The organism is Streptomyces sp. NPDC031497 (assembly GCF_055580905.1).
Map to the genome: position 1 here is coordinate 79,465 of NZ_JBVIKO010000009.1, position 22,864 is coordinate 102,328.

Annotated in this window: 24 protein-coding genes; 11 read left to right on the plus strand and 13 right to left on the minus strand. The window is 72.2% G+C overall.

The window, feature by feature from the left end:
• Positions 1-30: 30 nt before the first annotated feature.
• Both ACZ5K7_RS20340 and ACZ5K7_RS20345 read left to right on the plus strand, forming a co-directional pair.
• Positions 31-630: a non-oxidative hydroxyarylic acid decarboxylases subunit B gene (locus tag ACZ5K7_RS20340; protein ID WP_351702888.1), complete on the plus strand. Its 600-nt coding sequence runs from the start codon at positions 31-33 to the stop codon at positions 628-630.
• Complete coding sequence (locus ACZ5K7_RS20345; RefSeq protein WP_468915036.1) at positions 630-2,150, plus strand: UbiD family decarboxylase; 1,521 nt, start codon at positions 630-632, stop codon at positions 2,148-2,150. Before ACZ5K7_RS20340 ends, ACZ5K7_RS20345 begins: the two co-directional genes overlap by 1 nt.
• Positions 2,151-2,181: 31 nt before the next feature.
• Here ACZ5K7_RS20345 and ACZ5K7_RS20350 read toward each other — a convergent pair whose 3' ends face one another.
• The 6 genes from ACZ5K7_RS20350 to ACZ5K7_RS20375 all read right to left on the minus strand — a co-directional run bounded on the left by ACZ5K7_RS20350 (position 2,182) and on the right by ACZ5K7_RS20375 (position 7,579).
• A complete protein-coding gene (locus ACZ5K7_RS20350; protein ID WP_468915037.1) occupies positions 2,182-3,153 on the minus strand; it encodes an RNA polymerase sigma factor in 972 nt (323 codons plus the stop codon).
• The gene (locus ACZ5K7_RS20355) at positions 3,150-4,091 is read right to left on the minus strand and encodes an RNA polymerase sigma factor (protein WP_351702879.1); all 942 of its coding nucleotides are present in this window, start codon (positions 4,089-4,091) and stop codon (positions 3,150-3,152) included. The genes ACZ5K7_RS20350 and ACZ5K7_RS20355 overlap by 4 nt, the downstream gene beginning before the upstream one ends.
• Before the next feature lie 120 nt (positions 4,092-4,211).
• Positions 4,212-5,573, minus strand: coding sequence for a carotenoid oxygenase family protein (locus ACZ5K7_RS20360; protein ID WP_468915039.1), 1,362 nt, complete (start codon positions 5,571-5,573; stop codon positions 4,212-4,214).
• 100 nt (positions 5,574-5,673) lie between these two features.
• A complete protein-coding gene (locus ACZ5K7_RS20365; protein ID WP_468915040.1) occupies positions 5,674-6,258 on the minus strand; it encodes a hypothetical protein in 585 nt (194 codons plus the stop codon).
• Positions 6,259-6,878: 620 nt separating this feature from the next.
• A complete protein-coding gene (locus ACZ5K7_RS20370; RefSeq protein WP_468915041.1) occupies positions 6,879-7,061 on the minus strand; it encodes a hypothetical protein in 183 nt (60 codons plus the stop codon).
• Positions 7,062-7,189: 128 nt separating this feature from the next.
• Positions 7,190-7,579: a cold-shock protein gene (locus ACZ5K7_RS20375; protein ID WP_351702868.1), complete on the minus strand. Its 390-nt coding sequence runs from the start codon at positions 7,577-7,579 to the stop codon at positions 7,190-7,192.
• Positions 7,580-7,839: 260 nt separating this feature from the next.
• Between ACZ5K7_RS20375 and ACZ5K7_RS20380 the strand changes: the two genes are divergently transcribed.
• Positions 7,840-8,640, plus strand: a complete 801-nt coding sequence (locus ACZ5K7_RS20380) for an SAM-dependent methyltransferase (RefSeq protein WP_351702865.1) — start codon at positions 7,840-7,842, stop codon at positions 8,638-8,640.
• 173 nt (positions 8,641-8,813) lie between these two features.
• Here ACZ5K7_RS20380 and ACZ5K7_RS20385 read toward each other — a convergent pair whose 3' ends face one another.
• Positions 8,814-9,704 carry a helix-turn-helix domain-containing protein gene (locus ACZ5K7_RS20385; RefSeq protein ID WP_468915043.1) on the minus strand — a complete coding sequence of 297 codons (891 nt, stop codon included), beginning with the start codon at positions 9,702-9,704 and terminating at the stop codon, positions 8,814-8,816.
• A 93-nt stretch (positions 9,705-9,797) separates the two neighbouring features.
• Between ACZ5K7_RS20385 and ACZ5K7_RS20390 the strand changes: the two genes are divergently transcribed.
• From ACZ5K7_RS20390 to ACZ5K7_RS20405, 4 genes are all read left to right on the plus strand, one after another.
• Positions 9,798-10,418 carry a non-oxidative hydroxyarylic acid decarboxylases subunit B gene (locus tag ACZ5K7_RS20390; RefSeq protein ID WP_468915369.1) on the plus strand — a complete coding sequence of 207 codons (621 nt, stop codon included), beginning with the start codon at positions 9,798-9,800 and terminating at the stop codon, positions 10,416-10,418.
• Between the two features lie 31 nt (positions 10,419-10,449).
• Complete coding sequence (locus tag ACZ5K7_RS20395) at positions 10,450-11,871, plus strand: non-oxidative hydroxyarylic acid decarboxylases subunit C (RefSeq protein WP_468915044.1); 1,422 nt, start codon at positions 10,450-10,452, stop codon at positions 11,869-11,871.
• A 37-nt stretch (positions 11,872-11,908) separates the two neighbouring features.
• Positions 11,909-12,169 (plus strand): non-oxidative hydroxyarylic acid decarboxylases subunit D, encoded by a 261-nt coding sequence (locus ACZ5K7_RS20400; RefSeq protein WP_468915046.1) that lies wholly within the window; start codon positions 11,909-11,911, stop codon positions 12,167-12,169.
• 330 nt (positions 12,170-12,499) lie between these two features.
• Positions 12,500-13,132, plus strand: coding sequence for a UbiX family flavin prenyltransferase (locus ACZ5K7_RS20405; protein ID WP_351702853.1), 633 nt, complete (start codon positions 12,500-12,502; stop codon positions 13,130-13,132).
• A 364-nt stretch (positions 13,133-13,496) separates the two neighbouring features.
• On the opposite strand, the gene ACZ5K7_RS20410 is transcribed toward ACZ5K7_RS20405, so the two are convergent.
• Positions 13,497-13,853: a hypothetical protein gene (locus ACZ5K7_RS20410; protein ID WP_468915048.1), complete on the minus strand. Its 357-nt coding sequence runs from the start codon at positions 13,851-13,853 to the stop codon at positions 13,497-13,499.
• 371 nt (positions 13,854-14,224) lie between these two features.
• On the opposite strand from ACZ5K7_RS20410, the gene ACZ5K7_RS20415 reads away from it, so the two are divergent.
• The gene (locus ACZ5K7_RS20415) at positions 14,225-14,452 is read left to right on the plus strand and encodes a transposase domain-containing protein (protein WP_468915050.1); all 228 of its coding nucleotides are present in this window, start codon (positions 14,225-14,227) and stop codon (positions 14,450-14,452) included.
• A 15-nt stretch (positions 14,453-14,467) separates the two neighbouring features.
• Here ACZ5K7_RS20415 and ACZ5K7_RS20420 read toward each other — a convergent pair whose 3' ends face one another.
• From ACZ5K7_RS20420 to ACZ5K7_RS20435, 4 genes are all read right to left on the minus strand, one after another.
• Positions 14,468-15,721: a hypothetical protein gene (locus tag ACZ5K7_RS20420; protein WP_468915052.1), complete on the minus strand. Its 1,254-nt coding sequence runs from the start codon at positions 15,719-15,721 to the stop codon at positions 14,468-14,470.
• Positions 15,718-16,851, minus strand: a complete 1,134-nt coding sequence (locus tag ACZ5K7_RS20425; protein WP_468915054.1) for a dolichyl-phosphate beta-glucosyltransferase — start codon at positions 16,849-16,851, stop codon at positions 15,718-15,720. The genes ACZ5K7_RS20420 and ACZ5K7_RS20425 overlap by 4 nt, the downstream gene beginning before the upstream one ends.
• A gap of 85 nt (positions 16,852-16,936) precedes the next feature.
• Entirely contained in the window at positions 16,937-17,494 is a 558-nt protein-coding gene (locus ACZ5K7_RS20430; RefSeq protein ID WP_468915055.1) for a hypothetical protein, read from the minus strand.
• A gap of 10 nt (positions 17,495-17,504) precedes the next feature.
• The gene (locus ACZ5K7_RS20435) at positions 17,505-18,011 is read right to left on the minus strand and encodes a SigE family RNA polymerase sigma factor (protein ID WP_351703092.1); all 507 of its coding nucleotides are present in this window, start codon (positions 18,009-18,011) and stop codon (positions 17,505-17,507) included.
• Between the two features lie 218 nt (positions 18,012-18,229).
• On the opposite strand from ACZ5K7_RS20435, the gene ACZ5K7_RS20440 reads away from it, so the two are divergent.
• From ACZ5K7_RS20440 to ACZ5K7_RS20450, 3 genes are read left to right on the plus strand one after another with little or no spacing between them, the layout of a single operon-like run.
• Entirely contained in the window at positions 18,230-19,678 is a 1,449-nt protein-coding gene (locus ACZ5K7_RS20440; RefSeq protein WP_468915057.1) for a hypothetical protein, read from the plus strand.
• A 41-nt stretch (positions 19,679-19,719) separates the two neighbouring features.
• Positions 19,720-20,937 (plus strand): AAA family ATPase, encoded by a 1,218-nt coding sequence (locus ACZ5K7_RS20445; RefSeq protein WP_468915058.1) that lies wholly within the window; start codon positions 19,720-19,722, stop codon positions 20,935-20,937.
• Positions 20,934-22,175 carry a vWA domain-containing protein gene (locus ACZ5K7_RS20450; RefSeq protein ID WP_468915060.1) on the plus strand — a complete coding sequence of 414 codons (1,242 nt, stop codon included), beginning with the start codon at positions 20,934-20,936 and terminating at the stop codon, positions 22,173-22,175. Before ACZ5K7_RS20445 ends, ACZ5K7_RS20450 begins: the two co-directional genes overlap by 4 nt.
• Here the strand turns inward: ACZ5K7_RS20450 and ACZ5K7_RS20455 are convergent, their stop codons facing one another.
• A complete protein-coding gene (locus tag ACZ5K7_RS20455) occupies positions 22,176-22,853 on the minus strand; it encodes a helix-turn-helix transcriptional regulator (RefSeq protein WP_351702829.1) in 678 nt (225 codons plus the stop codon).
• Positions 22,854-22,864: the final 11 nt, after the last annotated feature.

Genomic DNA, 22,864 nt, shown 5'->3' on the forward strand with positions numbered 1-22,864 from the left:
CGGACTTACCGCGTACGGAAGGTGCTGTTCATGCCTCGACGAGTGATCTTGGGAATGACCGGGGCGACCGGCGCCGTCCTCGGTGTCGAACTGCTGCGCCGGCTGCGGGAGCAGCCCGACGTGGAGACCCATCTCGTGCTGTCCCAGTGGGCCAGAGCGACCATCCACCTGGAGACCGACCTCTCGGTCCGCGAGGTCACCGACCTCGCGGACGTGACCTACGCGTGGAACGACCAGGGCGCGGCGATCTCGTCCGGGTCCTTCCCGGTGGACGGGATGATCGTCGCGCCGTGCAGCATGAAGACCCTCGCCGGGATCCGCACCGGGTACGCCGACGGCCTCATCCCGCGCGCCGCCGACGTCACGCTGAAGGAACGGCGTCCCCTGGTGCTGGTGCCGAGAGAGACCCCGCTCAGCGAGATCCATCTGGAGAACATGCTGGCGCTCTCCCGGATGGGGGTACGGATCGTGCCGCCGATGCCGGCCTTCTACAACCGCCCGACGACCATCGACGACCTGGTCGGGCACATCGCCGTCCGCGTGCTGGACCAGCTCGGCATCCAGGTGCCGTCCGCGCGGCGCTGGGACGGGATGCCCCGCCCCTCGGAACCGAAAGGTGCAATCAACTGATGTCCGAAACCACTGACTTCCGGTCCTACCTCGCCAGGCTCGAAGAGCTGGGCGACCTCCAGCGCATCTCGCGTGTGGTCGATCCGGACCTGGAGGCGTCCGCCGTCACCCGGCGCTCCACCGAGAACGGCCGCCCCGCCCCCTTCTTCGAGCACCTCAAGGGCGTCGGCGAGGGCTTCCGCATGGTCGGCGCCCCGGGCGCGCTGTCGAGCATCCCCGGGCATCCGCTGGCCCGGATCTCCCTCTCGCTCGGCCTGCCGTACACGACGACCGCCGCCGAACTCGTCGAACGACTCGCCCAGGCCGGCACCGGGGAACTGCTTCCGCCCAGGCGGGTGACCGGCGACGGCGCGCCCTGCAAGCAGCACGTCCTCACCGGCGACGAGGCCCGGCTGGACCGGTTCCCGATCCCGGTCGTCCACGAGGGCGACGGCGGCCCCTACGTCAACACCTGGGGCGTGATCGTCGCCAGGACCCCCGACGGCCGGTGGACCAACTGGTCCATCTCCCGGATCATGATGATCGACGATCGGCACATGACCGGACTGGTCCTGCCCGGTCAGCACCTCGGCATGATCTGGCGCGAGTGGGAGGCCATCGGCCAGCCGATGCCCTACGCCCTGTTCCAGGGCGGCGACCCCGGCGCCGCCGTCGTCGGCGGCATGACCGTACCCACCGAGGTCGACGAGGGCGCCTACCTCGGCGCACTCCTCGGCCGCCCCGTCGACGTCGTCAAGTGCGAGACCAACGACCTCGAGGTCCCGGCCTCCGCCGAGGTCGTCATCGAGGGCAGTCTCTCCGCCACGCGGGACGCGGTCGAGGGCCCGTTCGCCGAGTTCCACGGCTGGGCACTGCCCGAGACCTCACCTCAGCCGCTCTTCAGCATCGAGGCCATCACCTACCGCAGCGACCCCGTCTGGCCGCTCGCCCCCGCCGGCCGGCCCGTCGACGACTCCCACGTGGCACCCGCCGCCGGGATCTCCGCCGAGGTCGTCTCGGAGCTGCGCAAGGCCGGACTCCCCGTCACCACGGCCTGGCTGCCGCTCGGCGCCGCCTGCTTCTGGACCGTCATCACCGTCCCCTCCGACTGGCGCGAGCTGATGCCGGGCATGGACACCGCCCGCTTCGTCCACCGCATCGGCGAGGTCCTCAACGGCACCCGGGTCGGGCGGCTCTCCCCGGTCGTCTACGTCCTCGACGACGACGTGGACCCGGCCAAGGACTCGGACCTGCTGTGGGCGCTGGCCACCCGCGTGCATCCCACCCTCCGCCAGGAACAGTGGCACGGCCCGATCATGCCCTGGTACCCGTGCTTCACCGAGGAGGAACTCCACAACGGCTGGGGTGCCGTCGTCGTCCACGACGCGCTGCTCCCGGCGGAGGGCCACGGCCGCGCCCCGCAGGCCACCTTCGACGGCGTCTTCCCGGCCGACGTACGCGCCAAGGTCCTCGCCGCCGAAGCCGAGGCCGAAGCCGAGGCCGAGGGCGGAGCCGATGCGGGAGCCGGCCCCGGCGCCTGACGGGCCGGACACCGGGGGCCGCCCTGCCGGGTCACAGCACCGGGAGCAGCTCCATGGTCGGCAACGGCCGGGGATGGAAGAGCCGCAGCCGGTGTACCCGTCCGGCCTCGTCCAGCGTCATCAGCCAGGCCACCGTGGGCGGGCAGTGCTCCGGGTTGTCGGACGGATTGACGATGTCCATCTCCCAGACGGCCAGCGTCCGTCCGGCGACCGCATGGGCGAGCCGCTGCCGTACCCCGGCCTCGATGTCGCCGTCCATGGCACGGACCAGGAGGTCGCCGCCGCCGACCCGGTCGTTCCCCCTGAGCAGGGCGATCTCCGGGGACCAGCGTTCCGCGAGGAGCCGGGCGAAGTGCCCGCTCTCGGCGGCGGCCAGCGTCTCCCGGGCCTGGGTCCGGGTCTCCCGGGCGCGCCGGCCGGTGTCGCCGTGCGCGGTGTCCGCCGTGGCGGCGAGCGCGGCCACGAGCTTGGCCCGGCCCTGGCTGAGCCGGCTGCGGACGGTGCCGACCGGCACCCCGCAGGCATGGGCGATCTGCTCGTAGGAACTGACCCCGGTGGTGAAGTGGCGCAGCACCAACGGCAGCCGCAGCACCGGGGTCAGCTCCTCCAGGGCCTCCCAGACCCAGTCCCGCAGCGCGCTCTGTTCGAGCCACTGCTCCGGACCGGCCTCCGTCGCCGGCAGGTGCAGGCCCTCGTCCACCGGGCGGGCGGGAACCGTGGCCCGCAGCAGGGATCGGGCGCCGTTGCGGACGATCATCCGCAGCCAGGCGCCGACCGCCCCCGGATCGCGGACGTCGCCGATCCGCCGCAGCGCGGTCAGGGCCGCTTCCTGGAGTACGTCGTCGGCGTCCGGGCCCGGCCCCAGGATGCCCAGCGCCACCGCGCGCATGCCCGCACGATGGCGTTCGAGCAACAGGCCGAGGGCGGTCACCTCGCCCGCCTGCGCGGCAAGAGTGAGCGCCGTGTCCTCGGCGAGGGCGGCCTCGGCGGTCTCCCGGATCACGCGGGGCGCCCCGGGAAGACCACGCGGAGGCTCCGGACCCTCCTGTCGGGCCTGCGGATCATGAGCCAGGCGAGGTTCGGCGGGCAGGGATTCGGGATGCCGTCGGGGTTGACGGTCGTCATTTCCCAGATGGTGATGTCCGGGCTGGCCACCACATGGCGCAGGTGCTGGGTGATCCCGTTCCGCCGGGTCCGTTCCATGGCCGGGAAGGGGTGGCAGCGTTCACCCGGCGTGCGGAGGATGCCGACCAGTTCGGTCTCCGCCGGCCACAGCTCCAGGATCTCCCTGGGCTGACGGCCGCGCAGCGCGCCGTCCAGCGTGAGTTCGGCCTCCTTGCGGCTGTCCTCGACGAGACGGGACGCGTCGTCGTGGGCCTCCGTGGCGGTCCTCAGCAGTACCTCGGCGAGCTTTCCCCGGGCCTGGCTCAGCCGGCTGCGGACGGTGCCGACCGGTATCTCGCAGGCCCCGGCTATCTCCTGGTAGGAGGTGATGCCGCTGAAGTGCCGCAGCATCAGCACCAGCCGCAACTGCTGCGGCAGTTCCGTCATCGCGTTCCAGATCCAGTCCCGCATGGCGTGCCGGTCGACGACCCGCTCCGGGTGCGACGGTTCGTCGGTGCGCGCCTCCAGCCGGTCGAGCCATTCCAGACCGGGTGTCTCCCGGCCGGTGCGCAGCCGCATACGGGAGGTGTTGCGCACGATCGCGCGCAGCCACGCGCCGACGGCCGCCGGATCGCGGACGTCGCCGATCCGCCGCAGCGCGGTGACCACGGCGTCCTGCACCGCGTCCTCCGCGTCGGGGCCGTGGCCGAGCAGGCTCAGCGCCACCGCGCGCATCGGCGCCTGGTGGCGGGCCAGCAACAGCCCGAGGGCCGCGGTCTCTCCGGACTGGGCCCTGCGGGTGAGTTCCTCATCCGTGGGGGGATCGAGAAACGCCATGAAGCGAATGCCTCCATGCGGACGTGTACTGGCGGACGTGTACTGATGGTGGGGGGACTCTCGCACAGGCGGGTACGCCGGGCACAACTCCCGGCGTACCTTGTGTGACGGAGTTTCCTGCTAGGCCTCTTCGGTGAGCTCCGGCAGCCAGCTTCCGTGGAAACCGGCCGGGACGGCGTACGGCAGCTCCACCACCGCCTGGACGGAGAGTTCCCGTGCGTCCAGGACGAGCAGTTCGCCGGCCTCGCCGTCGTCGTTCGAGACGAGCGACAGCAGCCAGCCCTCGTCCTCGCTCCGGCCGTCCGCCGCCGGGACGAACACCGCCTCGCCCGCGTACCGGGCGCCGGGCGTCGCGTGCAACTCACTGCCCCCGTCCGTCAGGTCGTGCTTGGCGATGCCGTCGCCCGAGACGGTGTACAGATAGCGGTTCGCGCGGCCGGTGAGGGTCTCGTTGTGCGTGGGGAACTCGGCGTCCCGGTCGTCCAGCTGGGACTCGGTGACCCGTCCGGTCACCGGGTCCAGCGCCCAGCGGTACAGCACGGCGGTCGCGCCGGTGTGACCCGGTTCCGGTACGACGGCCGGGCCGGTGGGCCCGCCGATGTCGCCCCAGGCGTGGTCGAAGCCGAGGCGGTCGTAGCGCACCGCGTCGAGGACGATCCGCCCCCGCTCGTCCTCGTGGGCGTTGCCGACGTGGAAGACGTAGCAGGGATCGATGTCGAACCAGCGCACGTCGGTGCTGCCGGGCGTGCGGGACATGATGCCGAGCCGGGCGCCGTAGCCGTCGTCCCACCGGTAGGGCATGCCGCCGCGGCCGGCGAGGTCCGGGTCGAAGGCGACGGGCAGGTCCATCCAGACGATGTGGTGCTCGGTGATGGCGAAGTCGTGCATCATCGTCGGCCCCGGCACCGCTATCGGCCGGCTGTCGAGCAGCTCCCCTTCCGCGGTGACCCGGTGGTAGGTGAGATAAGGCGGGGCAAACCCGGTACCGAACAGGTGCAGTTCACCGGTGATCGGATCCTCTTTCGGATGGGCGGTCATCGAGGTGGTCAGCCGGCCGCCGAAGTCGTAGGGACCGACGGTCTCCAGCGACGGGGTGACCCAGTAGGGCAGGCCGACCTCGCACAGGGCCAGCACCGTGTCCGCGTGCCGGATGACATGGGTGTTGCCGGGGGTCGCGGCCAGGTCGACGCTGCCGTCCTCGCGGACGAACGGATGTCCCTCCAGCTCCCGGGTGCGGATCCACCGGTTGCGGTACCACTCGGCGTGGCCGTCGCGCAGCCGGATGCCGTGCAGCATGCCGGGGCCGGTGAACCAGTGCCCCTTGTCCTCGCCGGGCAGCGGGTTGGGGCCGTTGCGCAGATAGCGGCCGTCCAGATCGGGCGGGAGGGTGCCGCGCACGGTGAGGTCGTGGGCGCTGTGCTCCTCGGGAACCGGGGCGAAGCGGCCCCGCAGGTACAGGGGGAAGGTGGTCTCTTCGGTCATGCTGCTTTCCTTGTCGGGCCCGGCAGGGCGCTGCCGGCCGCGTTCCGGATCAGGCCGGGCGGCCGCGGCGAGGGGCTCCGCGGCCGCCCGCGGCGGACGGTCAGACGGTGGGCGTCAGGCCCTGGGACTCCAGCAGGCGCCGCTGGGCCCGCTCGGGGTACACCTTCGTGAAGACGACCGGGCCGACCAGGCCGACGACATGGGCGGTGATGCCCACCCACGCCGGGGCGTCCACGGCGTTGCCGATGGCCAGGCTCACCGCGATGAAGGTGAAGCCGGCACCCCAGGCACTGGTGATGTGGTTGTTGACCTGGAGGAACTCCGGCATGTCCCAGTACTCGCGGGGCGTCTGGCGCTTGGCGATGCCCAGCGTGAAGGGGCGGCGGATCGCCAGGGAGCCCCAGGCGGTGGCGCCCAGCCAGACGAACGAGAGGACGTCGGAGTGGTCCTGGAGCGACGAGTCCGGGTCCGCCACCGAGACGGCGCCGATGACGACGAAGTACACGATGGTGCTGGCCTCGAGGATCAGCGCGTCGAGGTCGACTCCTCGACGGAGGTCCTGGAGCAGGAGCAGCAGCCCCGAGACGAGACCGCCGAGCGCACCCCAGCGCCAGTCGACGACGCCCGAGACGACACCGGCGACGATCCAGGGGACGAAGCCGCGCAGATAAGCCACAAAACCCATTGAGTTGTTCCTTGCTGAATGGACGGGACGGCCCCGGAGGGGGATTGCTCCGCAGCCGCTCTGTGAACCGACGCGGACTAGATGCAGGGCGAGAGCCAAAGTTCGACGCCGGGAGTGTGACCCTCGTCACGGCACGGTTCCGGTGGCCGGGCAGCGGCCCGCAAGGTCCCGCCGGCTTTCCGCCGGACGCGTCCGCTGCCGTACTGACCGGCTCGACGCGTGCGGGGGCATGGCGGGACAACCGTCGTCGGACGCTGCGCCGGATCGCGCAACGGCCGTACGCCTGAGCCGTGTTGCTCGGTCTCCTCGCGGATTTCGTCGCCGGGCAAGGCTCCGTCACCCGGATGTTCTCGCCCGGCGCAGGTGACGCAAGGGGCGGGGGCCGCCAGCAGCACCGCACGGGTGTCCGTGGACGGCGCCGGCGCCAGGGCGAGGAACGGCGCGCCGAGGAGCAGCGCGGGCAGCGCGGAACCGGTACGGGCCAGGCGGTACCGGGCGACGGTCTGGGCGGCGAGACCTGCGACCGTCAGGGTGCGGATACCCGGCCCTGTCGCTGACCGACGGACCGGCCCTGCGGGCCGTGGTCGGGTCGGTCCGCTGCCTGGTCCTGATCGGCCTGCTCAGCTGGGGCCCGGCGTTCGCTGTGCGGAGCTCGCACCGCGATCGTCGTCGTCCTGGCCCTGCTGTTCGTCCTCCTGGTCCTTGCCCAGGTGATCGCCGACCCGGACTGGCAGCGCCATGTCCAGCAGCTCGCGCCGATGACGGCGGGGCCGGCCGTTCCAGACCACCGTAGGCGTCGGCACCCTGCCCATCGGTCCCTGGCAGGGGCTGGGCGTACCGGCTCTCTGGGCGGTCGCCGCCCTCACGGCGGGCGGACGGCTGCTTCGCTCCCGTGACGTCTGAGCCGGCCGCCCTGCCCGCCGTGGGCGGGTCAGCCCTCGATCCAGCCGTGGTTCTTGGCGAACTGGGCCAGGGCGCCGCGGACCCGCACGATCTCCTCCGCGGTGAGCGTGGGCGCCGACGCCAGCAGTGTCTCGGTGACCTCGCGGGTGAACTCGTCCGCGCTCAGCAGATCGCAGAGCGAATCGTCGTCCGGACCCAGCGTCCGCACGTCGGCTCCCCGGGCGAGCCGGACACCGGACGCCTTCGGCCCGCGCTCGCCGCTCTCGATCTCGAACTCCACGGCCACGCCCTGGCGGACGTAGGACTCGGGCATCTGCATGTCGTTCACATGCAGGAAGACGTCCTCTCCGCCACCGTCCGGAGCGATGAAACCGTACCCGCGCGTGCTGTCGAACCGCACCACACGTCCACTGACCATGAGAAACCCCCAACCAATCCGGGCCACCTGCCCGGGCACCTGGGCCAGATGGTAGCCAGATCGGTCCCGGCCGGGCGACCTGGCCCACCGGCCGGCCTGGGACGGCCGGCGCCGTCGGCGGAGACAGCCACGTCGCGACAGGGGCGATGGGGGCGGTCCGTAGCCGGAACTCGGTGCACGGGCACCGAAGTTGATATGGAAAGCTGTCGCCAGCCGTCGGTGTGCCAAGGGTGGCCGGGCGGTCATCGAGAGGAGCACACGTGACGCAGGACGGTACTCATCCCGTGGAGATCGACACCAGCAAGCCGCATCCCGCGCGGATCTACGACTACCTGCTGGGCGGCAAGGACAACTACGACGTGGACCGCAAGGCCGGCGACCAGCTGGCCGCCGCCGCGCCCGAGGTGTGGATCTCGGTACGGGCCAACCGCGGCTTTCTGCAGCGCGCCGTCCGGCACGTCGTCGACAGCGGGGTCCGCCAGATCCTGGACGTCGGCACCGGGCTGCCCACCTCGCCGAACGTGCACGAGATAGCCCAGAAGGCCGCCCCGGACGTCCGCGTCGCCTACGTCGACAACGACCCGATCGTGAAGGCACACGGCGACGCGCTGCTCAACCGGGCCGGCACCACCAGCATCGTCCTCGCCGACCTGCGCGACCCGCAGTCCCTCGTGGAGCACCCCGAGGTCCGCCGGATCATCGACTTCGACCAGCCCGTCGCCCTGTTCCTCGTCGCCATCCTGCACTTCATCCGCGACGCGGAGGAGCCCGAGCGGATCGTGGCCACCCTGCGCGACGCGCTCCCGGCCGGCAGCTTCCTGGTGCTCTCGCACGCCACGGACGACTTCGCCGACGACCGCAGCGAGGCCCAGGCCGTCTACAACAACGCGACCGCCACCATGAACCTGCGCCCGCGCGCCCGGATCGAGCAGTTCTTCGACGGGTTCGACCTGGTCGAACCCGGCCTGATCCAGGTCCCGTTCTGGCGCCCGGAAGCCACCCCGCCGGAGGGCTCCCAGGACATCGGCTTCTACGGCGGGGTGGCCGTCAAGAAGGGCTGAGTCGTCGCCGGGGTGTCCGGGGCCGCGCGTGGCCACCTTGGAGCACGACATCGTGCGTGAGGACGACTTCGTAGGCGGCTTCCGCGGCAGCGACCGTGCCCACCGGGGTCGCGCGCGAGGAGCCCGAGGCTTCCCCGGCGAGGATCACCTCCGCATTCCGGACGGCGCTACTTTCACGGCTTTGCGCCGAAGGCGTGAGAACGGTAGTCGGTGGGGGTTTCGCCGGTGTGGTGCTTGAAGAACTTCGCGAAGGCCGTGGGAGTGGGGAAGCCGAGTCGTCCGGCGACCACCGAGGCCGGCAGCTCGGTGTGGACGAGGAGGCGCCTGGCCTCAAGGACGATCCGGTCGTCCAGATACCGCTTCGCGGTACCCCCCGTCGCCGCGAGGCAGGCGCGGGTCAGCGTCCGCGAGCTGTAGCCGAGCGCCCGGGCGTAGTCGGCGACCGTGCGGCTCTCGGCGAAGTCACGCTCGACCGCCGCGTGGAACGCCCGGAACGCCTCGCTGGTCCTGGACGCACCCCGCTCGCGGACATAGAGGTGGGACAGCCTCAGCACCAGCGCCGCCAACAGATGCCGGACGAGTTCGATCTGCGCGTCCAGCCGCAGGGCGCCCGTCTCCTTGTATGCCTCCATGAGCAGTTCGAGCGTCCGCTCGATCGGCTCGGCCTCCTTCGCGGACGGCAGCAGCGGGCCCCATGGAAAGGGCGGGTCGACGCCGGCGGCGGCGATGGTGGCCGGGTCCAGGAGACCGAGCTGGAAGAGGATCAGGGTGCCCCGCGCGTGCTCCAGTCCCTCGTCGAAGCGGTAGACCTGTTCGGGTCGGATCCACAGCCAGGCGCTCGGCGGCACCGGCAGCGGCTCCCCGTCCACGGTGAGCCGAAGGATCCCCTCCTCGACCGTCAGTAGATGGTGGAAGGCGGCCCGCGCCGGCATGCGCACATCCACCCCGTGCCCGGCGGCCCGTCGTGCGAGCCGGGCCAGCGGCAGTACCTCCAGGCCGGGCAGCGCGCCGGCAGCCGGGCGGAACGGGATCTCCGCAATCCTGGACTGTCCGATTTTGAACACCTCCTGTCCTGACCGTACCGGCGATGACCCGCGAAGGCACCTAGCGTGGAGAGCGAGACGGAATCCGGCTGGCAGATGAAGGAGGGCATCGACGTGCGCCTGATCGTGGGGATGACCGGAGCGACCGGGGCGCCGTTCGGGGTGCGGCTGCTGCAGGCGCTGAAGGAGCTGCCGGAGGTGGAGACGCATCTGGTGCTGTCGCGCTGGGCGCGTACCACCATCGAGTGGGAGACCGGTCTGTCGGCCCGCGAGGTGGCCGCGCTCGCCGATGTGGTGCACAACCCGGAGGACCAGGGCGCGTCGATCTCCTCGGGATCGTTCCGCACCGACGGCATGGTGATCGTGCCGTGTTCGATGAAGACCCTGGCCGGTATCCGGGCGGGATACGCCGACGGCCTGCTGGGACGCGCCGCGGACGTCGTCCTCAAGGAGCGCCGCAAGCTGGTGCTGGTGCCCCGGGAGACTCCGCTGAGCGAGATCCACCTGGACAACATGCTGGCGCTGGCCCGCCTCGGGGCGCAGATGGTGCCTCCGATGCCCGCCTTCTACAACCACCCGCAATCGGTCGACGACATCGTCGATCACGTCACCGCGCGCGTCCTAGACCAGTTCGGCCTGCCCTTCCCGGCCGCCAGGCGCTGGGAGGGGATGCGCTCGGCACGCGCAGTCGCGCTCGATACGGCACCCATTCCCGACGGCGTTCAGGCCTCCTGACGCACCGTCATCACCCTGGAGGAGAACGGACATGGCCTACGACGACCTTCGCAGCTTCCTTGACGCACTCGACAAGGAAGGCCAATTGCTGCGCATCACCGAGGAGGTGATGCCGGAGCCGGACGTCGCCGCCGCCGCGAACGCCGCCAGCCGCATGGGGGAGTCGGCACCGGCGCTGTACTTCGACAACATCGCCGGCTTCGACAGCGCCCGGATCGCCATGAACGTCCACGGTTCCTGGGCCAACCACGCCCTGGCATTGGGCATGCCCAAGACCACCGGCACCAAGGAGCAGGTGGAGGAGTTCATCAACCGGTGGTCGGAGTTCCCGGTCGAGCCGGAGTGGCGGGACAACCCGCTGTGGGCACAGAACTCCGTCGAGGGCGAGGACGTCAACATCTTCGACATCCTCCCCCTGGTCCGGCTCAACGACGGCGACGGCGGCTTCTACATCGACAAGGCCGGCATCGTCTCCAAGGACCCCGACGACCCCGAGAACTCCGGGAAGCAGAACGTCGGCATCTACCGCATCGAGGTCAAGGGCCCGCGCAAGCTCGCCATCCAGCCCGGACCGGTGCACGACATCGGCCTGCACCTGCGCAAGGCCGAGGAGCGTGGGGAGGACCTCCCGATCGCCATCACCCTGGGCAACGACCCGGTGATCTCGATCGTGGCGTCCACGCCGATGGAGTACGACCAGAACGAGTACGAGCTGGCCGGTGCGCTGCGCGGCGCCCCCGCCCCGATCGCCGAGGCGCCGCTGACCGGCCTGCCGGTGCCGTGGGGCTCCGAGATCGTGATCGAGGGTGTCATCGAGGGCCGCAAGCGGGAGGTGGAGGGCCCGTTCGGCGAGTTCACCGGGCACTACTCCGGCGGCCGCAACATGCCGGTGATCCGGATCGACAAGATTTCCCACCGGTCGAACCCGGTCTTCGAGCACCTCTACCTCGGCATGCCGTGGACCGAGATCGACTACCTGATGGCCGCCAACACCTGCGTGCCTCTGTACGAGCAGTTGAAGAGAGACTTCCCCGAGGTACAGGCCGTCAACGCGATGTACACCCACGGACTGGCCATCATCGTCTCCACCAAGAAGCGCTACGGCGGCTTCGCGAAGGCGGTCGGTATGCGCGTGCTGACCACCCCGCACGGCCTCGGCTACGCGTCCACCGTGATCGTGGTGGACGAGGACGTCGACCCGTTCAACCTCCCCCAGGTGATGTGGGCACTGTCCACCAAGATGAACCCCGGCGACGACCTCATCGTCGTGCCGCACCTGTCGCTGATGGAGCTCGCGCCCCAGTCGGACAACCCCGGCACCGGCGCCAAGCTCATCATCGACGCCACCACCCCGGTCAGGCCGGACAACCGCGGCAACTACGGCAACCAGGTACACGACCTGCCCGAGATGGGTGAGTGGCTCACCAAGCTGCAGCAGCTCGCCAAGCGGTGACCGCACGCTGCCCCCTCTGAAAGGAGACCACACCCCCATGACCACCAAGACCCCGAAGAACGCAACACCCGCCGAGTGCCCGCGCTGCGGCCACGAGGAACTCGATCAGATCCACGCCTCCCCCGTCGCAGGGGTCTGGGAGATCTACCACTGCCGGCAGTGCCTGTACAGCTGGCGCACCTCCGAGCCGGCCCGTCGCACCCGGCGCGACGCCTACCCGGACAGCTTCAAGATGACCGTCGAGGACATCCGCAACGCGGTGGAGTTGCCCGTCATCCCCCCGCTGCGGAAGTCCTGAACAAGCGGGTCACGGTCCGCGCGTCGCCGGCGACGGGCAGGCCCGGACCATCTCCGCGCGCGGAGACCACGGCGTCGGGGACCGGGCAGGACAGGCTTTCGCCCGGAGCGGCCGTGGGCAGGCGGCGCACGGCACCGGGGTGATCGGTGCGGGAGGAGGAGCCGCCGGTCGAGTGACCAGCAGGATTTGGCGGTCACCGGGTGAGGTACCGATGAGCGGGAGTGCCGGACCTGGGCACTGTGCCGGTCCTCGACCTCTGCGGGCGGGACATCGCCGGCCCGGTGAGTCACAGGCGACTGCCCGTCCGGCGCGCCACGAAAGGGGATCATCGTGACCCAGCGGAACGTGACGGTCGCCGTCACGGGTGCGGGTGGCACCGGCGTGGCCAAGGCCCTGCTCGCCGCGCTTCAGCGGGATGACCGGGTCGGCCATGTCGACCTTCTGGTGTCGGCCAACGGGCGCAAACTCGTCGCCTTCGAATTCCAGACCGGAGAGGACGCGGAGGCGGTGGTCCAGGCCCTGGAGGCGACGTCGCCGAAAGTGCGCTTCCTGGATCCGGCCGACATGTCCGGGCCGGTGACCAGCGGCAGCTATCCGAGCGACGCGATGATCATCCTGCCGTGTGCGGCCGGCGTCCTCGGGCGCATCGCTCACGGACAGACGGAGAGCCTCGTCGAGCGGGCTGCGGACGTGATGCTGAAGCAGCGGCGCCAACTCGTCCTCTGCCTGCGGGAAGCGCCGCTGAACCTCATCCACCTGCGCAACATGGTGGCCGTCACCGAGGCGGGAGCCACCGTGTACCCCATGATCCCCACGTACTACAACGTGCCGGAGACACTCGCCCAGCTGCGGGACGAGTTCGTGGAACGGGTCCTGCAGTTCGTGGGCCTGCCCGGCACGGACCGTTACGAGTGGGACGGCAGCGACACCGCGGCGCGGCGCGAGCACGACCGAACGAGGTGAAGCGGGCCGCCCCATGCGCTGCAACGGTCGTGGCTGACGAACTGGGCGACCGCGGCGCCGGGGACGGTAAGAGCAGGACCGCGACGGACCAGCAGGGCCGCCCGCCGCTCGACGAAGGCCCTACGGACCCGGATGGGCGCGGGCATGACGGCGCTGCTGTTCGAACAGCCCGGCTTGCTCCTGACCGGTCTGGGCACAGCCGCCGGAAAGCGCGCACCGCGGCTGCCGGGCAGGCGCGCACGTCCCGCCCAGCCCCGGCCCGACGAGGCCCTGGGCCGCTACCGCGGTGTGGGACGCGTCGCCCCGTATTACCGGGTGGAGTTCACGGACGATGGTTCGACGACAGGGGCGACGGCGGCTTCGCTCAGTGGCGGCCGGTCAGGAACACCGAACGCAGCGTCAGGCGGTCCGTGGCGGGGTTCCCGTGCGGACGCAGCGTCCAGGAGTCGCCGGTGCAGTCCGGCTCGGTGAACACGATCACCCACTCGTCGGTGTCATTGTGCGGGGCGAACGCGGGCTCGGAGGCGCCCGGGTCCGCGACCTCGGGCAGGGGGAGGCAGCCAGGGCTGACCGGGTCATGAAGAGTGGCCGATCGAGGCGAGCCGTCGAGGCCCACGAACTTGTAGGAGAAGTCACCGGTGGCGGCGCTCGCGGAGGTCGGCAGGGTGACGACGAGAGCGAGCGCACCGAATGCGGCGGCCGCGGTGTGGCGAAGGCGCATGAAGACCATCTTCCGTCTGAGGGCGACTCCCTGAGGAGCCCGGGGACCCGGGATGTGTCCGGGCCCGCCGGGTACTCCATCCCCAAGCGCCGGATCACGATACGTGGTGTCACCCCTACGAGGCATGACAAATCGATCCTTCGGATGCCATATCAGTGAATCACCCGGCCGTCTCTGATTCGCCGGACAGGCCCTATGGCACGAGGCCGTGAAGCTACGGCTTCGGAGGTGCTGACAAGTACGCGCTGATCTGCGGTGACTCGGGACGTGGGAAGCGGAGCCCCGGTAGAACTGGCAGTCGACCAGGACAGCCGTTCACGGCACCGGAGGGTTCGCTGTCCGATCGGTGTGTCGCCACGCGTGAAATCACGGTGGCCAAGGGCTTGTTCGCCGCCGGTCACCTGGGGGAAGTCACCCAGATCGTCACGTTCGAGATGGTCGACGCGGCCCTTGCCGAGACCGGTGCCGTCCAGCAACGACTGCGGAGGATTCCGGCCCGCGTGGTGGTCTACCTGGCCCACAAGAGCCTCGAAGTCGGCCGACGCACCTACAAAGCCACCCTCAGCACCAGCATCTTCACGCCGACGACCAGCCCGTAACTTCACGGCCTTGGCCTAGGGCACCCCGAGTTCGAACAGCGCGTACCCCGCGTACGAGCCGGAGGCCAGTGCCGCGAGGCCCAGCAGCAGGAACTGGGAGGGCAGGCCGACCCGGCGCAGCGCGACCGCGAGCGGGACGAACAGCGGGAAGGCGGGCAGCAGATAGCGCGAGACGTTCGCGAAGTACTGCTGGCTGCCGAGCACCAGGGCCAGGGTGAGCACCGTGTGGACGACCAGCGCCGCCGGCGGCCGCAGCCGGAACAGCAGCGGCAGCAGCGCGAGGTCCAGCAGTACGACACCGACCCCGATGACGTCCGCGAACGGAAGCGCGAACAGATAGCCGAAGTGGCCCACGGCGACGGACGTCAGGACGTCCAGGGTCTGCCTGCCGTAGTCGAACTCGTGCCCCCACGCACCCGACTGGAGTCTGAAGTAGCCGCCGTAGTCGCCCATCCGGTGGCCCACCCAGCCGAGGTAACCGAGCAGGCCCAGCGGGGCCACGAGCATCGCGGTCAGCGGACGGGCGACGCCGTCCTCGCGTCGGCGCAGCGCGAGCAGCCCGGCCAGGGCGAGCGCGGCGATCAGGGCGGCGGCGGTGGGCCGGTTGAGCCCGGCCGCGAAGGTCAGCACACCGGCCGTCAGCCAACGGCGGGTGAGTACCGCGTACAGGGCCCAGGCGGCGAGCGCCACATACAGCGAGTCCGAGTAGACCGCCCACTCCACGCCGGACCCCGGCCACACGGCCCAGAGCCCGGCCGCCGCCAGCCCCGCCCGGCGGCCGCCGAACCACGCGGCGACGGCGTGGATGCCCAGCGCCGCCGTGAACGAGGCCAGCACCGACACCAGCAGTCCGGCACCGAACGGGCCGAGACCGGTGACCTCCATGGCCAGCCGCATGAGCGCCGGGTAGAGCGGGAAGAACGCGGCCGAGTTGCCCTGGAGGTTGATCAGGCCGGTGGCGCCGGGGACCGGGACCAGCGCGGGGTGGTAGCCGTGCAGGGCGACCTGCTGGTACCACCAGCCGTCCCAGGTGCCCAGCACGTCCCAGGTGTGCGCGCCGCCCCCGAAGCGCGGATGCTTCCTGCGGAAGTCCCCGGCCGAGTCCAGCAGATACATGAACGAGCCGAATCCGATGAGCTTCAGCACCCCGTACATCGCGAGGACCGGGCCGTAGCGGCGCAGCCACCGCCGGAGGACAGGGGTTCCGGGAGAACCGGGCGCGGGGGCCTCGGGCAGGGCCGGGGGTGTGATCGTCCCAGGTGTCGTCACGAGGCCTCGGACTCCGTCCGGTTCCGCCCGAGCGGCCACAGCCCGGGCGCGAGGGCCAGATGGACGGCGGCCAGTACGGCGAGTTCGGTGCGGTGCCCGGCGGCGGGCACGGTGTGCCGCAGAGCGGCGAGCGAACCGGCCGTGAGGGCCAGCCGGACGGCCGGCGCGGGCAGCGGAAGCGCGCCAAGGGCCGTCTGGGCGACCGTCCAACAGGCCAGCAGTGAAAGGGAGTTGGCCACCTGTGCCCCGGTGGCCGGGCGCACGGCCGCGTACAGCAGGAGATGCGTGAGAGCCAAGACGGCCACCGGGGTCACGGACCGTCGTTCTCGCCGGCCCGCCGGCAGCGCGCCCCGGGCCAGCGCCCAGCCGACCCTGGCGATGCCGCGCAGATCGGCGAGCGCGGTGGACAGCAGCGCGACCCGGCTGTCCGGGTCGTCCACCCAGTCGACCGGCACCTCGTGGATCCGCAGCCCGGCCCGCTCGGCGGCGACCAGCAACTCGGTGTCGAAGAACCACCCGGTGTCCCGCACCAGCGGCAGCAGCCGCTCGGCGGCGTCCCGGCGCACCGCCTTGAAACCGCACTGGGCGTCCGAGAACCGGACCGAAAGGGTGCAGCGCAGCAGGACGTTGTAGCAGCGGGAGACGACCTCCCGCTTGGGGCCGCGCACCACCCGGGCGCCGGGCGCCAGCCGGGTGCCGATGGCCAGATCGGAGTGGCCCGAGAGCAGCGGGGCGACGAGCGGCAGCAGCGCGGCGAGTCCGGTCGAGAGGTCCACGTCGAGATAGGCGAGGACGGTAGCCCGCGATCTCGTCCAGGCGGCCCGCAGGGCCCGGCCGCGCCCCTTCTCGGCCAGCCGTATCCACTCCACCTCGGGGAGTTCACCGGCGAGCCGGGCGGCGATCAGCGGGGTGGCGTCCGTGCTGGCGTTGTCGGCGACGGTGATCCTGAAGGGGTACGGGAACGTCTCGCGCAGGTGGGCGTGGAGCCGCCGCACGCTCGGCTCCAGGTCGGTCTCCTCGTTGAACACCGGCACGGCCAGGTCCAGGACCGGCTCGTCGTGGTGCGTCGAGGGCGGGGGAGCCGGGGCCGGCAAGGAGGCCGGAGCCGACAGGGCCTGAGAGGGTTTCATGGTGTTTTTTCGCATTCGTTCTCGTTCTCGGGGCGTGCGAAGGCACGCCCGGTGGGGTGAGGTGAGGGACGGGGAACCGCGCTCGCTATCCGGCCGAGCCGGTCGAGGACGACGGGTCGGCTCCCTCCGTCGTGGGAGCCGACGGCGGCGACGTGGTGGCGGTGGACTCCCCGGACGTGCCGCCGGACGTGTCCCTGGAGGTGCCCTCCGACGAGGTCGCGCCCGAGTCCGGCGTGGTCGTCCCGGACGGGGTCGACGAGGGCGAGTGTCCGTTCGTGGCCGAGAGGGTGGGCGAGGGCGAGGAGGTGTCCGTGGGCGGCGGGGCCGAGGTCGTGGTCCCGGTGGGCGATGCGGTGGGGGAGGGGCTCGGCCCCGGTGTCGTACCCGTGGTCGGGCCGGGGCTGGTCGCGGGCCGCGGGTGGGGCGCGCTGGGCTCGTCGTGGACGCCGGAGTGGGGCCACAGGAAGAGACCGAGGCAGAGCCCCGCGGCCGCGAGGACACCGCCGGCCGCCCGCTGGGCCGCGCGCACGCGCCGCCGCGCCCGCACGCCGGCCCGCAGCCGGTCCCGGTGCCTCGGCTCGAAGGCCACCGTTTCCCGCTCGCCGTGCATCAACTGCGTCAACTGCCGTTCGAAGTGATCCATGGCTTCTCCCTCACCCCACCGGCTCGATGGCGTCGGCCAGCAGCCGGCGCAGCCGGGCCACCCCGCGCGCCGCGTGCGACCGGGCCGTGCCCACCGGGCATCCCAGCACGTCGGCCACCTGCCGGTCGGGCAGGTCCTGGTAGTAGCGCAGGACGACCGCGGCCCGCTGGCGCGGGGTCAGCAGGGCGAGCGCGGCCTCCAGACGGGAACGCTCGGCGACGGCCGCCGACAGGTCGCCGGCCGCCGCGACCTCGGGCAGCTCCTCGACGGGGCGCTCGCCCCACCAGCGCCGCCGGGCCGACCGTGCGGCCGCGCGGGCCAGCACCTTGCGGACGTATGCCTCCGGTGCCTCGTCGGCGATCTTCGGCCAGACGAACCACAGCTTGACCAAGGACTCCTGCAACAGATCCTCGGCCCGATGCCGATCGCCACCGGTGAGCAGACGGGCCAGATGGAACAACCCCGACCAGCGGGCCGCCACGAACTCGTCGTACTCACCGGCCCGAGCCTGCTCCATTCCCTCGGTTCCCACGGTCCTCGCTCTCCCCGGCTGCCTACACCTGGGAAAAGGCCCTGAGAGCGACAGAACGCTGCACTCGGCCGAGGTGATCCGCGTCACGTGCGGGACGCCGCGTAATTGCCTGGCAGACCGGGGCGGCCCAGCCTTATCCTTCCCGCGATGACCACTCACACTGTTCACAGAATGGGGGTCCCGTCCACGCATGGTGAGTGCTGATGGCCACTCACCCCGTGTACGAGGACACCCGGCTCTCCCTCTGGCGGCGGGTGCGCGAGTTCGCCGTACCGCCCGCCATGATCGAAACCGCGACCGCCCGGCGTGACGCCGGGGACTGGGCGGGGGCGTGTGCCGCCGCCGGTTTCGATGTCGACCTCGACCTGCGTGCCCTGGCCCGTACCCGGGGCCGGGACGTCAGGGAACGGGTCCGTGCCGATCTGCGCCGGCTCGCTCCCGACCTGCTGCGCTGGCACCTGCCGAGAATCGCGCCCGTCGGGCTGCTGCGGCCCGGCCTGACCATGCCGCTCGCCCGGTATGACGTCGGGCAGGGATCCATACAGCTCGTGGCCCGGACCCCGCCGGCCTGGGCGGACGCCGGGCAGCGGGTCAGCCTCGCGCTCTGGGACGGAAACCTGGGCGAGGCCGCCGCCCGGGGACATCCGCATCCGCACCCCAGCCGCCGGTTCCGCTTCGACCTGCACCGCCATCTGTGGGACGCGAGCGCCGCCGGCGACCTGCGGACCCGGTCCGGTGCGGGCCGGCACACCGGCGGCGAAGGGTCGTGCACGGGCCTTGCCGCCGAACCCAGCCCCCACTCCGGCACCGGCCCCGCACCGTCGTCGTGTGCCACGGACCGATGGTGCCCCGCACCGTCGTCGTGTGCCACGGACCGGTGGGCGGAGGAGGCCCGGATCGTGCTGCGCGCCGAGGGGCGGGACAGCCTGCGCGCCGAGGGGCGGGACAGCGGAACCGTGGCCGTGCACCTGCGCGGCCGGCGGCGGCTCGCCCTGCACCTCGCGGGCGACGGGACGGCGACCACGAGCTCCGGCGGCGACACCGGTTCGCTGCCCGTGCTGCCCGACGCGGCGACCTGGACTCTCCCCGACCTGGAGTTGCTGCGCGCCGGGCTGGTCGACGCCGGCCGGCTGCATCCGCTGGTCGCCGGCGCACTCGTGCCCGGCTACGCGGCGGCCGCCCGGACCACGCGCCCGGCCCCGGCCGGGCAGCCACGTCTCGTGGAGTGCCGGGGTGCCCTCCACCGGATCGGCCTGGTCGACGGGGTGCTGTCCCCGCTTGACCACGCCCCGGACGAACTCCGGCGCGAGGAACTGCTGGTGGCGCTCGGCGGCCCGCCGCTGCCCTGCCTGCGGATCATCGACGAGGCTCACCGCCGCCCGGACTGCCTCACCGGCGTCCGTGAACGCCTCGACCACGGGGACATCGCCGGCGCGCTCGCCGTCGTCGAAGGACTGCTGGGACCCGAAGCCGTGCTGCGCGACGGCCCGTTGAAGGACGAACTGGAGTCGGCCGCGCGCCGGCGGATCGCGTACGGCCTCTACCGGGCGGGCCTCGCCGGACCCGGCACCGGCCCCGTCCGCACCCGGCAACGGCACCGACCGCGGTCCCGCGACCCTCGCCCGGGCCCACGCCCCGCCACCTGGCGCTGACTCACGCCCACTTGCTTACTCACACCCCAAGGTGATCAGACATGCCCACGCGTAGTGCTGCCCAACTCGACGTTGCCGAAGACCTGTTGAAGCTGCTCGGCGACTCCGCCACCGAACTCCGGCCCGACACCCAGCTGGAGGCGCTCACCCTCGCCGTCGCCGCCGACCTGCCCGTCCTGCTGTGGGGCGAGCCCGGCATCGGCAAGACCGCCGCCCTGACCCAGCTGGCCGCCTCCCTCGACCTGCCGCTGACCACGGTGATCGCCAGCGTCCACGAGCCGTCCGACTTCTCCGGGCTGCCCGTCGTGGGAGACGACCCCGCCGTCCAGGGCGTCCCGATGGCCCCGCCGGACTGGGCGGTACGGCTGGTGCAGGCCGGCCGGGGCCTGCTCTTCCTCGACGAGCTGTCCACCGCGCCGCCGGCCGTGCAGGCCGCCCTGCTCCGGCTCGTCCTCGAACGGCGGGTCGGCGCCCTCCGACTCCCGCCGGGGGTACGGATCGTGGCGGCGGCCAACCCGCGGTCCTCGGCGGCCGACGGCTGGGAGCTGAGCCCGCCGCTGGCCAACCGGTTCGTGCATCTGCAGTGGGCCCACGACCACGAGGTCGTCGTACGCGGCCTCGGCGGCACCTGGCCGCGGGCGACCCTGCCCCGGCTCGACCCGGACAAGCTGTCCGCCGCCGTGGACTTCGCGCGCCGCGCGGTGTGCGGTCTGCTCGCCACCCGGCCCACGCTCGTCCACCGGCTGCCCAGCGGCGAGATGCGCAGGGGCGGCGCCTGGCCGTCGCCCCGAAGCTGGGACATGACCCTGCGTCTGGTCGCCTTCGCGCAGGCCGCGGGATCCTCCCGGGACGTGCTCTCCCTGCTGGTGCGGGGCACGGTCGGCGACGGTCCCGGGCTCGAACTCCTGGCGAGCGTGGACCGGATGGAGCTCCCGGACCCCGAGACGCTGCTCGCCGACCCGGGCGCGGCCGAGCTGCCCGAGCGCGGTGATCTGCGCCAGGCCGTGCTGGACGGCGTGGTCGCCGCCGTGCGCGAGCGGCCCGACCGGGCCCGCTGGGACGCGGCCTGGGCGCTGCTCGTCCGCGCGCTGGACACCGGCGCCCCCGATCTGGTGGTCGTGCCCGCCACCACTCTCGCCTCGCTCCGTCAGGAGGACTGGGACGTGCCCGAGGCCGTCGAACGCCTCGCCGGAGCCGTGTCCGTCTCCCGTCGGGCCGATCGGGCCGCCCAGCGCGTCGCCGCGAAGGCCGGACGATGAACGCCCCACCGGCCGGGGCACTGGACCTGGAGAAGCTGTACGCCGCCCGGTTGCAGGCCGCCCGGGCCCGGCCCTACCTCGCCACCGCGCTGTTCGCCCTGCACGTGGTGGAGTCCCGGCAGGTGCCCACCATGGCCGTCGACGCCCACTGGCGGTGCTATGTCTCGCCCGCGTTCGTGGACCGGATGCCGGTGCAGGACCTGGCCGGCGTCTGGGTGCACGAGGTGTCGCATCTGCTGCGCGACCACCACGGGCGCAGCGACCGGGTCGCCAGGCAGCGCGGGCTGACCGGGGCCGGCGAGCGGCTGCGGATGAACATCGCGGCGGACCTGGAGATCAACGACGACGCGTACGGCGACGGACTCGCCCGGCCCCAGGGCGCCGTCCGCCCGCGCAACCTGAAGCTGGACGAGGGCCAGCTGATGGAGGACTACCTACGGCAGTTCCGGCTGGGACCGCTGACCCAGGACCTCACCTGGCTGGACTGCGGCAGCGGCGCAGACGGCCGCGAACGGGAGTGGGACCTCGGGCCGGACGGCGCGAACGGCCTCAGCGAGCAGGAGCGGGACGGCGTGCGGTTCCGGGTGGCGCAGGCCATCACCGGGCGCCCGGGCAGCACCCCGGACGGCTGGCGGCGCTGGGCGGAGGAGGCCTTCCACCCGCCGCAGCCGTGGCGGGAGCTGCTGGGCGCGGCCGTCCGCTCGGCGACCTCCGCGGCGGGCGCCGGCGACGACTACGACTACGGCCGCCCCTCCCGCCGTTCGGCGAGCCTGCCCGGGGTGGTGCTCCCCAGCCTGCGCCGCAGACCGCCCCGCGTCTCCGTCGTCATCGACACCTCCGGCTCGGTCAGCGACGCCGAACTGGGCAGCGCCCTGCTGGAGGTGGCCGCCATCGCCCGCGCCGTCGGCGGCCGCCGGGACCTGGTCAGCGTGGTCTCCTGCGACGCGGCGGCCCGGACCGTGCACCCCCTGTGCCGCGCGGAGGGCATCGCGCTGGTGGGCGGCGGCGGTACGGATCTGCGCGCGGGGTTCGCCAGAGCGCTGCGGGCCCGCCCCGCCCCGGACGTCGTGGTGGCCCTGACCGACGGCCAGACACCGTGGCCGCAGGCCCAGCCGCCCTGCCGGACGGTGGTCGGGCTGTTCCCCCGCTTGTACACGAGCACGTCGTACGACGAGAACGACCCCGACTACGTACCGGACGAACCGCCCGCCTGGGCCCGGGTCGTGCACCTCGGATGACTAGTCCGTCCGGGTCGCCGCCAGGTAGTTGTACGCGGACGCGCGGGAGATGCCGAGCCGGGCGGCGATCTGCTGGACCGCGCCGCGCACCGCGAAGACGCCCTGGCGGTCGAGGTCGCGGAACAGCTCCAGGCGTTCCTCGCGGGTGAGTTGGGGCCACGGCCTGGTTCCGCGCAGCTGGCGGGCGTCGACGATCGAGTCCAGTACGGCGGTGATGTCGTCGCCGAACGTCGTGGTCGGTGGCGTCTCGGGCCCGGCCGTGACCCCGGCCAGGTCGCCCACCAGGGCGTGCACTTGGGTCACGGCCGTGACGTCGAGGTTCACGCACAGCGCCCCGAACGCCGTACCGGCCGCGTCGCGCAGCACCATCGTGGAGGACTTCACCAGCTTTCCGTCCCTGGTGCGGGTGAGGTAGTTCAGCTCGTCGGCCGCCGCGTCGCCGGCCGCCAGGAGCTTCATGCCGATCTCGCTCATCGAACCGCCGACCCGGCGGCCGGTGACGGACCCGGCGATGGCCACCACGGAGCGCTCGGGACGCCGGAAGTCATGGATGACGACCTCGCAGAAGGCGCCGAAGGTCGCCGCGATCCCGTCGACGACCGGGGCCAGTGCGGCGATGATCGCGTCCTGTTCGGCGCGCGCCGCCTCGCCCGCCGTACCCGTCGGTTCCTGTGCCATCGGCTCGCCTC

Excerpts from the sequence above, each read along its gene's own strand:
- ACZ5K7_RS20340 (WP_351702888.1), top strand. The coding sequence starts at position 31 with ATGCCTCGACGAGTGATCTTGGGAATGACCGGGGCGACCGGCGCCGTC.
- ACZ5K7_RS20345 (WP_468915036.1), top strand. The coding sequence starts at position 630 with ATGTCCGAAACCACTGACTTCCGGTCCTACCTCGCCAGGCTCGAAGAG.
- ACZ5K7_RS20355 (WP_351702879.1), bottom strand. The coding sequence starts at position 4,091 with ATGGCGTTTCTCGATCCCCCCACGGATGAGGAACTCACCCGCAGGGCC.
- ACZ5K7_RS20360 (WP_468915039.1), bottom strand. The coding sequence starts at position 5,573 with ATGACCGAAGAGACCACCTTCCCCCTGTACCTGCGGGGCCGCTTCGCC.
- ACZ5K7_RS20365 (WP_468915040.1), bottom strand. The coding sequence starts at position 6,258 with ATGGGTTTTGTGGCTTATCTGCGCGGCTTCGTCCCCTGGATCGTCGCC.
- ACZ5K7_RS20375 (WP_351702868.1), bottom strand. The coding sequence starts at position 7,579 with ATGGTCAGTGGACGTGTGGTGCGGTTCGACAGCACGCGCGGGTACGGT.
- ACZ5K7_RS20395 (WP_468915044.1), top strand. The coding sequence starts at position 10,450 with ATGGCCTACGACGACCTTCGCAGCTTCCTTGACGCACTCGACAAGGAA.
- ACZ5K7_RS20400 (WP_468915046.1), top strand. The coding sequence starts at position 11,909 with ATGACCACCAAGACCCCGAAGAACGCAACACCCGCCGAGTGCCCGCGC.
- ACZ5K7_RS20410 (WP_468915048.1), bottom strand. The coding sequence starts at position 13,853 with ATGCGCCTTCGCCACACCGCGGCCGCCGCATTCGGTGCGCTCGCTCTC.
- ACZ5K7_RS20425 (WP_468915054.1), bottom strand. The coding sequence starts at position 16,851 with ATGAAACCCTCTCAGGCCCTGTCGGCTCCGGCCTCCTTGCCGGCCCCG.
- ACZ5K7_RS20430 (WP_468915055.1), bottom strand. The coding sequence starts at position 17,494 with ATGGATCACTTCGAACGGCAGTTGACGCAGTTGATGCACGGCGAGCGG.
- ACZ5K7_RS20435 (WP_351703092.1), bottom strand. The coding sequence starts at position 18,011 with ATGGAGCAGGCTCGGGCCGGTGAGTACGACGAGTTCGTGGCGGCCCGC.
- ACZ5K7_RS20440 (WP_468915057.1), top strand. The coding sequence starts at position 18,230 with ATGGCCACTCACCCCGTGTACGAGGACACCCGGCTCTCCCTCTGGCGG.
- ACZ5K7_RS20445 (WP_468915058.1), top strand. The coding sequence starts at position 19,720 with ATGCCCACGCGTAGTGCTGCCCAACTCGACGTTGCCGAAGACCTGTTG.
- ACZ5K7_RS20450 (WP_468915060.1), top strand. The coding sequence starts at position 20,934 with ATGAACGCCCCACCGGCCGGGGCACTGGACCTGGAGAAGCTGTACGCC.
- ACZ5K7_RS20455 (WP_351702829.1), bottom strand. The coding sequence starts at position 22,853 with ATGGCACAGGAACCGACGGGTACGGCGGGCGAGGCGGCGCGCGCCGAA.